General features: G+C 35.0%; 17 protein-coding genes. 6 read left to right on the plus strand and 11 right to left on the minus strand.

The window, feature by feature from the left end; translation table 11 throughout:
- A partial coding sequence (locus tag LDB17_RS01240; protein ID WP_393924843.1) for an RHS repeat-associated core domain-containing protein occupies positions 1 to 2,159 on the plus strand: 2,159 nt, incomplete at its 5' end.
- 10 nt (positions 2,160 to 2,169) lie between these two features.
- Positions 2,170 to 2,568 carry a hypothetical protein gene (locus LDB17_RS01245; protein WP_252639433.1) on the plus strand — a complete coding sequence of 133 codons (399 nt, stop codon included), beginning with the start codon at positions 2,170 to 2,172 and terminating at the stop codon, positions 2,566 to 2,568.
- Between the two features lie 207 nt (positions 2,569 to 2,775).
- Here LDB17_RS01245 and LDB17_RS01250 read toward each other — a convergent pair whose 3' ends face one another.
- On the minus strand, positions 2,776 to 3,102 hold the full coding sequence (locus LDB17_RS01250) for a RusA family crossover junction endodeoxyribonuclease (RefSeq protein WP_252639432.1): 327 nt from the start codon (positions 3,100 to 3,102) through the stop codon (positions 2,776 to 2,778).
- A gap of 101 nt (positions 3,103 to 3,203) precedes the next feature.
- Between LDB17_RS01250 and LDB17_RS01255 the strand changes: the two genes are divergently transcribed.
- Positions 3,204 to 3,659 (plus strand): LexA family transcriptional regulator, encoded by a 456-nt coding sequence (locus LDB17_RS01255; RefSeq protein ID WP_252639431.1) that lies wholly within the window; start codon positions 3,204 to 3,206, stop codon positions 3,657 to 3,659.
- A gap of 1 nt (position 3,660) precedes the next feature.
- On the plus strand, positions 3,661 to 4,914 hold the full coding sequence (locus LDB17_RS01260) for a Y-family DNA polymerase (RefSeq protein ID WP_252639430.1): 1,254 nt from the start codon (positions 3,661 to 3,663) through the stop codon (positions 4,912 to 4,914).
- A 30-nt stretch (positions 4,915 to 4,944) separates the two neighbouring features.
- Here the strand turns inward: LDB17_RS01260 and LDB17_RS01265 are convergent, their stop codons facing one another.
- Positions 4,945 to 6,627, minus strand: a complete 1,683-nt coding sequence (locus LDB17_RS01265; protein WP_252639429.1) for a hypothetical protein — start codon at positions 6,625 to 6,627, stop codon at positions 4,945 to 4,947.
- Positions 6,628 to 6,843: 216 nt separating this feature from the next.
- Between LDB17_RS01265 and LDB17_RS01270 the strand changes: the two genes are divergently transcribed.
- The gene (locus LDB17_RS01270; RefSeq protein ID WP_252639428.1) at positions 6,844 to 7,542 is read left to right on the plus strand and encodes an SOS response-associated peptidase; all 699 of its coding nucleotides are present in this window, start codon (positions 6,844 to 6,846) and stop codon (positions 7,540 to 7,542) included.
- 1 nt (position 7,543) lies between these two features.
- Here the strand turns inward: LDB17_RS01270 and LDB17_RS01275 are convergent, their stop codons facing one another.
- The 8 genes from LDB17_RS01275 to LDB17_RS01310 form a co-directional block, all read right to left on the minus strand.
- Positions 7,544 to 7,792 carry a hypothetical protein gene (locus tag LDB17_RS01275; RefSeq protein ID WP_252639427.1) on the minus strand — a complete coding sequence of 83 codons (249 nt, stop codon included), beginning with the start codon at positions 7,790 to 7,792 and terminating at the stop codon, positions 7,544 to 7,546.
- Positions 7,793 to 7,883: 91 nt separating this feature from the next.
- Positions 7,884 to 8,180, minus strand: a complete 297-nt coding sequence (locus tag LDB17_RS01280) for a hypothetical protein (RefSeq protein WP_252639426.1) — start codon at positions 8,178 to 8,180, stop codon at positions 7,884 to 7,886.
- A gap of 3 nt (positions 8,181 to 8,183) precedes the next feature.
- On the minus strand, positions 8,184 to 8,582 hold the full coding sequence (locus LDB17_RS01285) for a hypothetical protein (protein WP_252639425.1): 399 nt from the start codon (positions 8,580 to 8,582) through the stop codon (positions 8,184 to 8,186).
- Positions 8,569 to 9,432: an HNH endonuclease signature motif containing protein gene (locus LDB17_RS01290; protein ID WP_252639424.1), complete on the minus strand. Its 864-nt coding sequence runs from the start codon at positions 9,430 to 9,432 to the stop codon at positions 8,569 to 8,571. Before LDB17_RS01290 ends, LDB17_RS01285 begins: the two co-directional genes overlap by 14 nt.
- Before the next feature lie 4 nt (positions 9,433 to 9,436).
- A complete protein-coding gene (locus tag LDB17_RS01295) occupies positions 9,437 to 11,077 on the minus strand; it encodes an N-6 DNA methylase (protein ID WP_252639423.1) in 1,641 nt (546 codons plus the stop codon).
- Positions 11,078 to 11,080: 3 nt separating this feature from the next.
- The gene (locus LDB17_RS01300; protein ID WP_252639422.1) at positions 11,081 to 11,293 is read right to left on the minus strand and encodes a hypothetical protein; all 213 of its coding nucleotides are present in this window, start codon (positions 11,291 to 11,293) and stop codon (positions 11,081 to 11,083) included.
- A gap of 10 nt (positions 11,294 to 11,303) precedes the next feature.
- Positions 11,304 to 11,513, minus strand: coding sequence for a hypothetical protein (locus LDB17_RS01305; protein WP_252639421.1), 210 nt, complete (start codon positions 11,511 to 11,513; stop codon positions 11,304 to 11,306).
- 5 nt (positions 11,514 to 11,518) lie between these two features.
- Positions 11,519 to 11,710 carry a hypothetical protein gene (locus LDB17_RS01310; protein WP_252639420.1) on the minus strand — a complete coding sequence of 64 codons (192 nt, stop codon included), beginning with the start codon at positions 11,708 to 11,710 and terminating at the stop codon, positions 11,519 to 11,521.
- A gap of 165 nt (positions 11,711 to 11,875) precedes the next feature.
- Between LDB17_RS01310 and LDB17_RS01315 the strand changes: the two genes are divergently transcribed.
- Positions 11,876 to 12,133 carry a helix-turn-helix domain-containing protein gene (locus LDB17_RS01315; protein WP_252639419.1) on the plus strand — a complete coding sequence of 86 codons (258 nt, stop codon included), beginning with the start codon at positions 11,876 to 11,878 and terminating at the stop codon, positions 12,131 to 12,133.
- Here the strand turns inward: LDB17_RS01315 and LDB17_RS01320 are convergent.
- A partial coding sequence (locus tag LDB17_RS01320) for a putative quorum-sensing-regulated virulence factor (RefSeq protein WP_393924844.1) occupies positions 12,120 to 12,451 on the minus strand: 332 nt, incomplete at its 5' end. The genes LDB17_RS01315 and LDB17_RS01320 overlap by 14 nt on opposite strands.

Here is a 12,451-nt window from a genome sequence, read left to right on the forward strand (position 1 = left end):
GGTATGGTAAAGATTATACAGAAGACAATAAATATAAGAATAAAGGCTTGCTTACTGGAGTTATTAAAGCACAACAGTTATCCGATGGTAGTATTTCACCTACTTATCTGTACTCGGTAATGTATTATGATAACCGTGAACGATTAATACAGACCAAAAGTAATAATCACCTTTCAGGTGGTATCGAGCAAGAATATATCGCCTATAACTTCATGGGCCAGCTTACAAAGAAGAAACATATTCATCAGGCTACAGGAAAGACTACCCAAACAGAGATCTATGCGTACACTTATGACCATGCAGGACGCATAACCAAGGAAACCTATCAGCTCAATGGAGCAACAGCTGTTATCCTTGCTGAAAATACGTATGATGAACTGGGCAGACTTAAGACAAACAAAAAAGGTGGAGTAGCTAACGCTTTGTCAACCTATGGCTATAACATCCGTTCGTGGACAAAATCGATTACAAGTCCCCTATTTACGCAAACGTTGTATTACAATGATGTTTATGGAGGCAGTACCAAACAGTACAATGGAAATGTTGGAGCAATGAGTTGGAAGCTGTCGAGTGAAACCAATACGCTTGGCTATGTCTTTATCTATGATAACCTGTCGAGATTAATTACCTCCAATTACTTGGTAAACGGTACAGCTAATACCAACTATAAAGAAGCATATACATACGATAAGCATGGAAATATTGCAACCTTGCAACGTTATGGTAAAACAGCTGCATCAACCTATGCTTTAATAGATAATCTGACCATGACATATACTGGTAATCAATTACTGAAAGCAGATGATGCCGTTGCAACTATCAGCCTTGCCGAATCAGCCGACTTCAAGAACTATAGCAGTGTAGCTACAGAGTACTTTTATAATGCCAATGGGGCGATGTCAAAAGATTTTAATAAAGGAATAACAGAGATTCAGTATAATTCCTTAAATTTACCACGACAGATGGATATCAAGAGTCCCGTTGCGGAGGCAAGGAACGAATATACCTATTCGGCAGGAGGTCAAAAGCTGAAAGTTGTCCAGAAATGGAATCCAAACTATTCCACAACCCCGGTTATTGGTTCGGCAATCAATACAGCAGCATTGACCCAGACCAAGACAACCGATTATGTAGACAATAAAATCTATGAGAATGGAACCTTAAAGCGCATACTGGTTGACGGAGGATATATAGAAGGAGGCGTATATCATTATTATTTGACCGACCATTTGGGTAATAACCGTGTAGTATTAAATGCCAGTGGAACGGTAATACAGAAGAATCATTATTATCCTTTCGGTACTACTTTCGCAGAGAGCACAGTAACAGAACAAGGCAAGCAGCCATACAAGTACAATGGTAAGGAACTGGATCAGATGCATGGGTTGAACCTGTATGATTATTCGGCAAGGTATTATGAAAGTGCAATAGGGAGATTTTTAAGTGTGGATCCATTGGCGGAGTTACATTATGATAACAGCCCTTACGCATATGTATTAAATAACCCATTGAAATACATTGATATTAATGGTATGGATACTACTTATATTAATCCAAAAGGAGAAACTATTGTTGTGATTCCTGGGGGGGGAAATGTAACAATTACCACTGCGAACGACGTTATTGTAGAACCTGAAACTTCTAGCTATATGCCTATACTTACATTTGGAATTGGAGTTAGTGGAACAGCAACTAGTACATATGCCGGACTACATTACACACAAAGACCATGGGGAACAGGCTATTTTCAAACATCACGAGGTAATTACTATTCTTTATCGGTACTTAAGCCTAATGCAAATGGAAAATATGTAAAAGGAGTACAAGGTTTGAGGTATGGAGCTTTATATGCAAAAAAATCAGTACGCATTCCAGCTAAAATAGGGTCTAGCCTATCATGGATTAGTTTAGGTATTTCTGGTATTAATTTTTATAATAATCAGTCTTTGTCAAATGGGATAGATCTTGGTATAAGTGCTGCAGGTATTATATATTGGGAAGCCGCAGTGCCCTATACTTATTTTCAGGTTGTTGGTCAACCGAATATAGATCAAATTAAAGAAAATATAAAAACGAACCAAAACCCACTGAACAATACAATAAACCCCACTACAGGGGAATATTATGTTCCTGGTTATTTTGATGGTTTTGGGTTTTAAAAATACAAGTATGAAATTAGTTGATTTATTTTATTACATGATATGTAGTCTCCAGATGAAATATAGGGATAATGGAGATGCAAAGTTTAGTTCTATTTTAGCTTTATCTGCTTTTACATCTTTTCTTATTATAGATATAATTATTATATCAGGAATTATTTATAATAATAGAGTTTTCTTTATTTTCGATAAATATGTAAAAGAAGGAGGCTTATCTATTTGGATTATTATGATTCTTACTGCCATCCTTTTCTACATAAGATATTATAAATTTGTGAGTTTAGAAAATATTGAAGAGAAGTTGGATGATAAGACTATAGATTTGACGACAAAAAATATAATAATTACTTTATCTATTTATTTCTTCCCTTTTGTATGTTTTGTAATTCTTTGTTGCGTTAAGGGTTAATTTTATTAAATATAGATTCGTCAACGTCAGGCTAATATCAAACTTTCCCAAAGTCATTCGTAAGGCAACTTTGGTTTGAATATTGCGAATTATTGACTTTGACATATCTAGCTACTGTCGCTTCGGATTTGCAATCCGAAGATTAATAATTAGGGACTTCTAATCCACAATAAACCAATCCTGCCAATACACCATTGGCAGGATTAGTTATTCTACAGTCCGTATCTCAAACTCAATATATTCATTCCCTTTCTTTACAATTTCTGTTTCTACTACAGCCTTGCGAATAAGCTTATCGTTGAACCCGTATTTCTTGCTTAAGATGTCTTGAGTCGGTTTTACCGGGTTGTCCCAATCGGAAAGAGAATTACTAAATCCGAATCTGAAATGAATTTCATAAGGTGGCTCGGGTATTTTTATTTTAGGTAAAAGCCAGAGTAAGGTATTCTCGTATTGTTTATATTTTTCTGTCTTATATCGTTTACCTTGCCATGCTTCGTTTACTGAGAGAGGTTTAATGTCGATGCGTACCATTTTATATTTAAAATATAAAAATTGCATCTTTAGTTAAACTCATATAATTAACATCGAAGAATTATTTTCTTATATATTTTTGCCTTCGAATAGCAAAATAAATGGACAAAAAGAAGGCACTTACATTTTTTGCCGTAGAGACGAGTAATGAAATTTCATTACCCTTCGTTGGAGGTGTTAAAGCAGGATTTCCAAGCCCTGCTCAAGATTATATTGATTCTTCTATTGACCTAAACAAGGAACTGATAAAGCATCCTTCAGCTACATTTATAGCTAAGGTTACAGGTGATAGTTTGAAAGATGCCGGATTAGATATAGGTGATCTTGTCTTAGTCGATAAATCAGAACCCTTTGTTCATGGAAAAATGGCTATCTGCTTTATTGATGGGGAATTTACAGCAAAATATCTTAATCTCAAAGAAAAGGATAAAGGTATAATCTGGCTTCACTCCGCAAATAATAAATATGAGCCGATAAAAGTCACACCCGAAAACGACTTTGTTATTTGGGGTATGATAATAGAGATAATAAAGAAACCGCCTGTAATGGACTTCTGATATGTTTGCCCTAGTTGATTGTAATAACTTCTATGCTTCTTGCGAGAGGGTATTTCGCCCTGATTTAAGAAATGTGCCTATCGTTGTTTTAAGTAACAATGACGGCTGTGTTATTGCACGATCTAACGAAAGCAAGAAGATAGGAGTTAAAATGGGTGTTCCCGCTTATCAGATCAAAGAAGAAATAAAGAGACACGGAATAAAGGTCTTTTCTTCAAATTATACGCTTTACGGTGATATGAGCAATCGTGTAATGACTATTCTTTCGTCATTCACTCCAAATATGGAAGTATACTCTATTGATGAGGCATTCCTCGACTTATCAGGTTTTAGCGATTTAAAAGAATACGGTAAGCATATTGTTGATACAACTACCAAATGGACCGGTATACCTGTTTCAATGGGTGTTGCTCCAACAAAAACTCTGGCCAAGATAGCAAACAAGTTTGCGAAGAAGTATAAAAAATACGAAGGGATATGTATTATAGATACCGAAGAAAAACGCATCAAAGCTCTTCAAAAGACTGAGATTGGCGATGTGTGGGGCATTGGGCATCGTACAGAGAAGAAACTGAAATTGCAAGGAGTAAACACCGCTTATGATTTCACACAGATGCATCGATCATGGGTGCGTAAATATATGGCTGTTGTAGGAGAACGAACCTGGCTTGAACTTCAAGGAGAATCCTGTATAAGTCTGGAAGAGATACAGCCGGATAAGAAGCAAATTTGTACCTCAAGAGCATTCGGTAAGACTGTAACCGAACTAGAACAAATGAGAGAGGCTGTAGCCTACTACGCTTCTCTATGCTCGGAAAAATTGCGAGAGCAAAAATCTTGTGCCTGTTCGCTTATGGTTTTTATACATACTAATAATTTCAGAGAGGATCTTCCGCAATATTTCCGTAATAGTGTTATTGAATTGCCGGTGCCGACAAACAGCACCTTGGAGATTACTAAATATGCATTAGAAGCTTTGGGGAATATATTCAAACCGGGATATCAATATAAAAAAGCAGGCGTTATTATTACCGAAATAGCACCTGATACAGGAATTCAAACACATTTATTTGATAATGTAGATCGTGATAAACACAACAGGTTAATGAAAGTTGTAGATAACCTGAATAAAGGATTTACCCGCAATGTTCTAAACTTAGCGATACAGGGAACAAATAAAACATGGACTCTCCGGCGTGAACTTTTGAGCCCATGTTATACTACAAAACTGAGTGATGTTATCCTTTTAAAATAAGGAATTTATTTTAAAAGGGAAACCTATTATTTAAAGAGAAAAACGGTCTTCACCAATAAAAAGATAATTTACGAATATGTTTTGAGTATATCTAGGAGTTGACCTCGTAATATCAGATTTATTGTCATAGATTGACCCGTTAACTTTGAAAACTCTACTAGAAGACAAGACGCTTCCATCGTTATATTCTATCTCAACCAAAACGCTAACATACATTTCAGGGAAAGTATCCAAAAATGACATATAAAAATCTACATATCTTGTGTCACGTAAATACATATAGCCACCAGGGAGAATTTTAGTCTGTAATTTGAGACTGCCCTTATCAGTATTGGCACTATACCAGTCATTTTGGATTTGCTCATATTTTAAACCTCGTATTTTTTTATCACTGCTACTAGCTGATATTACATCACCTACTGTTACCTTATAGTCTTTAATTAAAGGAAGTAAGGCCGGATTGATTATTATTGATTCTTTTTTTACTTCAGGTTTTATGTAAAGAGATCGCTCAACATCATACCTTTCAGTATCTACAGGAACACTAAAAGAGTTTACAAAAGCATACTTTTTAACAGTTATTTTCGGTAATTCCTTAAGTCCCCAGACACCTAGTACTTCATTATTGTTTAAAAGACCAAGATTTATATTGTCTATAGATTTAATTAATCCATCAAATTTGCCAACAACCTCTCCCGTTAATTTAATATTACCACTGAAATCATATCTTTGGATGACAGTTTCCTTTTTTGATGTAAAGAAAGACGCACCACCAAGTAAGCTGGAGGCTATTGAAACTGCAGAATTTATAATCCCTATAGTTCCTATAATACTTTTAGTTGACTTATTATGGCCATTTAATAGTTCGCTTGATGTTTTAGTACTCGGTTTTTTAAATAAATTAGCAAAAGTACTTGTTGCTCCGGTAAAGCTTGATGTCATGTTTAGAAAACTTTTCCATGAATCCAAGCTGTTAGAAGTCACTGTTGTCGGAACCACAACCTGACCGGAAAATGTTCCTGTTCCTGTTAATTCGTATCGGTTAATACTGTATCCTGTAATACTGATAATTGGATTTTGATTTAAAGTGCCATAAGGTAATTCAAAAGTAAAACAATTCCAACCTTGATTAAGAGGACCTTCGGAACTAATTACATTGGGAATGACAATATTTGATGTTATTGCATACGTCTGTCCCTGACTACTTAGATTGGAAAACCTTTCATTAGCAGGTAAAAGAGAAGAAGGTTGTGATGTACTTAAAACCCACTTCACATTCTGATTTTGTTCTGCAGCATCAGAGAAGTAAAAACCTTTCAGGATACCAGTTCTCTTGTTATAAAAAAGCATATAATTCGGTTCTGCCAGATTCAATCTCTCTAACGTATGCCCCAACATTATCCATCCATCCTCCTTTTTCACATCTATTCTTATATTTTCTGGTATTCTCATCGAATTTCCGAAATTAGTATACCAAGGAGGATCGACTTCTCCTTCTCTGTTGAGGAAGATGTTGTTCACCTTAGTCCAATCATCCCAATAATAATATAGATTGGGATTACTGGATGATTCTTTTCCTAAAGAAGGACTGACCATTCCTTTGGTCGTTTTTCCATTAGAATAATCATCTGTCACTAATTCATTCTCACTATCAGTACAGCCAAGTAGTAAAACTGCTATCGACAAAATAGCCATGTAGAAATTCCTTTTCATAAGCATAGATTTATGTTTAATAAAAATTTAAGCTAGCAGAAGTTCTTCTGCATAATAAATACTTTTATATCAATTTATCCTAGGCAATTCTCCGAATTCTTTTTGTAGATATATACTTAACGAATTCTAACAAACGATTGTTCATTTGTTAATTTTATAGATGAGAAACGACACTTACAACTTTTTGAATATTAAATTGTTTCTAATAGAAAAATTATGTGTTTTCATAACTCCATGAGTGCAAAAGCCAAGAAGCTTGCAGCTCGCTATAATCTAAAGACTGATATTGTTGAGATATATAAAGAAATTCTTGAAGAAAACTACCATGTTAATGCTTTCACACATCCATTATATCCAATCGTAACAGGTGACAGTGAATTACAAGCTTTTCATTGGGGGTTAGTTCCATTTTGGGTAAAATCTGAGGAACAGGCGAAGGAGATCGAGAATATGACAATCAATGCGAAGGCAGATACCCTGTTCGAAAAGCCGTCATTCAGACATTCTATTATGTCAAAACGATGCATTGTTCCGTCTACAGGCTTCTTTGAATGGCGACATGAAGGGAAAGATAAGATACCTTACTTTATTCATGTGAAAAATGAAGATATTTTCTCTATGGCCGGAATATTCGATGTCTGGAATAATCCGCAAACAGGTGAAATATACCATTCATTCTCTATAATAACGAGTGGGGCTAATTCTTTAATGGAATATATCCATAATACAAAAAAACGTATGCCTGTTATACTATCACCTGAAGACGAGCAAAGATGGATCGACCCCAATTTAAATAAAGAAGGCATCAAAGATTTGTTAAAACCATTCGATGCCGATAAAATGAATGCGTATATCATCAATAAAGACTTTCTTAGAAAGAATTCTAAGGATAAAAGTATTATTGAGGCAGCGTAATCTATTCACTTCTTCTACAAACATAATTTAGATTTGCTTCGTGAAATCCTTCTGCTATATCTAAATCCTTAAATTTTATCTTATACAAGTAAAGAGTAGGTATTTGTGTAAATTCTTTTACATATTCTAGGCTTTTTTTGTAATCAGGTATTTCATCTCGCTTTTTGGATATAGTATCCAAATCCTTTTGTTTCAAAATAATATATCCGTAATCGTCAGGGTCACGTTCTACACCGTCTCTAAATTTCATAATTAATGTTAGTTTTACACAAATGTATATTATATAAATGATGAAAGAGAATAAAGCGAAGTTCAGTTATTAACAGCTTATCTTTATTTGATCATAAGCCTAGTTCTATATGATTTTGATTATGCTTGTTATTTCTCCTCCTCGCTTTCTCTTTAGCATCATATCTCAAATGACATCTTTGGCATAAAGCAGCAAGCCTATCATGAGAGATATTCCAGTTTTCTTCGTCATGGTCTAAATGTGCAATTGTCAGCACAATCTTCTTTCCGTCTCGAATCGAATAGTTTTCAACCCTGCAATGCTCACAGCAATTGTTTGCTCTATCAAGTATCGCGGGGCGAATATCTGTTTTCCAATTCGGTGGATAACGTTTGTAGTCTATTGGCATAGTTTACGCTTTCAATAATTGTAATGTCTGTACTTTCACTTTCTCGAGATCGATAATCGATTTCATCGTTTCATTTATCGCAGAAGCTTGAGGAATATATTCCTTATTTTCCTGTACCCTTTTGATGGTATCGAGTAAAGTGTTTTGTAGCTGCTCGTACATAGCACCGCTTTGTGATACCATTTGCATAACGGTAGGATTACGAACCATTTCGTTATCTTTCTTGAGAGAGAAGAAGCTAAGCTCTCCGTCGATATCGTCAAGAGAAATTTTAATATCTCCATTGTCAGTTTTCAAGATACCGAAAGGCTCTGCTATTTCTACATCATGCACAGTTACGATACCGCCTTCATATCGGTAAACATTACCGATCATTTGTTTTAATCTGTCAATTGCTCTCATTTTGTTCTTTTATTTTACGAGTTAATATCATTTGTTGTCTTTTAATCTCTATCAATTCGGGATAGGACTCTACTATTTTATTTCTTTGATCTTTTGTTGATTTCTGACCGAGTAGGCAAAAGGCTACAAAGCCATCTGCTAAATTGATAGTTCCGGAATTACGCAACTGTATCTCTCTATCGGTAATACATTCCAAGTTTTCTAATACACAGTTCATTGAATCACCGTCTTTAAATATTACATTATATCCTTTGGGTACTGGGCCAAAAGCTTGCTCCCATAAAAAGCGATGATAGTGTTTGAATCTTCCATCAACTTTAATATGTTTTAGCATACGTCCATAATGTTTCCATGTTCTGATTGTTCCATCTTTAGCAACTTCTTTTATCCCCAATGTATATACATTTTTATCTTTACTCCATGCATGTGTGAGTCCAATTTGAATATTACGCTTTCTTATTGCATTATATTCATCAATAGATCTCTTTAAACCAAGCAGATTCATTTTCTTTTCAATATGCTTTTTTTTGAATATACGATATACCTTCTTGCCATTTATAACCCGGAATGTCCGCTTTAATTTATTTAAATCTATAGCCAGTTCTTTATCCCCTTTAGTTTGATAATTATCAATAAGATATTGGATATCCTCTTTACACCAGCGTATTTGCACTTGTTTTGCTAACTTCATTCGAATACATTGATGTCGTAAAGCTTGGATAGTAGCCGTTTTGTTTAATTCCTTAATGGCTACAAACAGCTGTTTCCATGTCATTTGATAATAATTATTACGAATGAATTTAATATCGTCTTCCGACCATGAAACAGGTATCTTAGGTTTAGCTATCATAATCTTAAAAATCAAACATTAATTGAGCTGTATCTTTTTTCTTTTTACGTGGTTGAATGAGAATCGGTTCTTCTGGTATTGGTTGTTGTTCTTCAACCTTAGTTTCTGTCTCTGTCTCGGCTTTTTCTTCTTCTCTACGTTCTCTATTAGCATCAAATGTATTTATATGAATTTTCCATAAAGGGGAGGCTTCCTGATCCTCTATCACATCGTACATTGGATAATTTACACCCATTATGTTTTGTGTATAACAGAACCATGATCTATGATACTCCATTTTTAAAGAATCCATGTGAGCGATTTCTCCGGTTAAAGAGTTGAGAATAAAATTAACAACTGACATCTTACAGCAAGTAATATCATTATCGCACCCGAAAAGGTTTACGTGTCTATTTATTTTTGCTGCAGATAATAACATTCTGGAGCTTCCGCATGCAGGATCAAGTATATTCTGCCCGTTCTCTAATTTATCGTAAGTTAACTGAGCCATCATGTCGCAAACATTATCAGGAGTAAAGAATTGACCGTTTCTACCATGACTTACTAATTCCATGAAAAGATCACCCAAAGCGTCATACATTCCCTCTCCTCCATTCTCAGAAGCAATACCAAGCTTCTCGACCATGATTTGCAGTTTAGGATATAAGTCTTTGTATTTGTTTTCCCAATAAGAGAAATCTCGGTTGGGGTCCCACCATCTAAAGACAAGTAAGCAGTAATCGAGAAAATCAATAAATACCTCTGAGTTACTGAATCGATACATGAAGTCATTAAACATGTTTGCAAACTCTTGTTCGGCCTTTTTTGATTCAGATGGAGGAATAAGGCCTTTATCACTGCTTGCTTTTTCTTTGATTCTTTTTTCTCCTTTTTCCAATGTTGATAACAACCGCTTTATTTCATCCGGATTCTTTCGATCTAGTACTATGATGCAAGCTTGTATATTAGTTCCGCTTTCCTTGAAATCCCCTGGTTGTAAATCATAGATATATGCACCCTCGCTTTCAATAAATCGGTTAAATTCAACTTCTTTTTTGTTAGAGGAAAAACGCCAGTGATTCGACATGATGGAAATTAGTCGTCCATCGTCCTTGAGACACTTATACATTTCGACAACATGATCTATATCCTGATTTTTCGAAAATGGCGGATTGGCAATAATTAGATCGTACAATTTATCTTTTTTCTCTTCAAGGAAGTCACTACCAATTATATTTATATTATCAATCTTCTCAAGGAAAGAACGATTAAGATCCATTAATTCAAAACAGTCTACAACTACATCAGGACATACTTTATGGATTGCATTTATTATAGCGCCTTGCCCAGCAGATGGCTCTAGTATATCATATTCGGGTTTTATATCAGCTAGTTCGACAAGACGTTCAGCAATAGCCGGAGGAGTTGCAAAAAACTGGAATTCTTTCTTCAGGTTTATTTGATCTCCATTTTGAAGCTTCTCCAAATATTCGGTAGGATCTTCTTTGAAAACAAAGCCTTGAGTTTTTCCGCCTTTCCATTTGCCCCCTATTAATTCGAGGGTTGTCTTTAGTTCAAGGTAAAGCTCTCTGTCAAGTTGTATAGAGGGTAGCTTTATTATATTATCTTCAACGTAGCATTGCTTTAGAACATCTTGTTTATTCATCCCTTATGAGTTTTTAATTATTTCAGCCGCTTCTTCTGGTAACACACCATCTATCCGCAAACTATTAGCATATTCAGCATCGTAGTTATTTGAACCTGCTGCTTGGAAGAAGTGGTACCACCATGCATTTTCGGCTTCGTAGGCAGCCATTTTACACTCATAGGCATTATGGTGTTTTATTACTTCGTCTGTATATGAATGGAATATTGTATTCATACTATTAGCTTTATTCTATTTCAAGCATCCGAATGCTTTTGTAGATATCTGTTACTTGAAAGCCGCCTATATTTAAGTCATCAGCTTTCTTTATTGATAATTCTACAGCTTGCCTCATATTGCAGCATTCAGGACGATATAACTCTACATTCTGAAAATCTGCTGTTTCTTCGTGCATTGTTTTGCCGATCAGGGTTATGATGTATATTTTCTTTTCCATAGTTTTCAGCTTATTTTATATATTCCAAACTCAGGTACTTCTTCCCCGAAAAACTCGGGAAAAGCATTTACCAACTTGTGTCGGTTCTGTATGTCTGCTTTGTAAAATAATTCTCTCAGAGCCACATTGAACGAACCTTCTCCTGTTCTTGTACCATTATGCATTTGCATAAAAACACTTTCTCTTTTTGTTCCCATATCCTTGATTATTTAATTACCGGTTTAATTTGATGTTGTAAAACTAACTAATAGTTTAATATCTAGAAAATATAAAGTATTAAAAAATATTAAATAATTAAATTATCAGTTTGTTTAAAATAATATTATTACATTCGTGGTTTAATAATAGACATTATAACCAAGATGAATAAAGTTAAACTAAGGGTTAAAGAGCTTCTAAAGGAAAAAGGAATCACTCAAAAGGATTTTTCCGAAAAACTAGGCATGACAGAAGTTGGATTGTCAAAAGCAATAAACGAAGATGGGAACCCGCCTTTAAAAAGGCTTATTGAGATTGCAGATGCTTTAGAAGTAGAAATAACTGAATTATTCGCTACTCCTAAGCATTCTACATTCAGCTGTCCGAAATGTGGTGCTAATCTTGCCATCACTGAGGTGTAAAGATCATACTCTTTTCAATAGCCTGTTTCAGATTCATATTAGCAGCGTGCCAATCGAATGACTTTAGCATCCATTCCCGGTATTCTTTGGGGATATCCTTAAAGCTTTCTCCTTTATGCTTTCCGAATGGCATTGTTTCGAGAGGTTTGCCTATTGAATTATTTTGCTGTATTGGCTTCTCCTCATCGCCTTTCTTTACTGTGCCGATCTCATGTATAGGAATACCAGATAAAAGCCTTCCTCCAGTACCGTACATCTTCCAGATTCGCTCTTTCTCGAATGTTATATCTTCTACTTTTCCGAAACGATCTACATTGC

This window comes from Dysgonomonas sp. Shenzhen-Wh21 (assembly GCF_043392705.1).
Classification (GTDB): Bacteria; Bacteroidota; Bacteroidia; order Bacteroidales; family Dysgonomonadaceae; genus Dysgonomonas.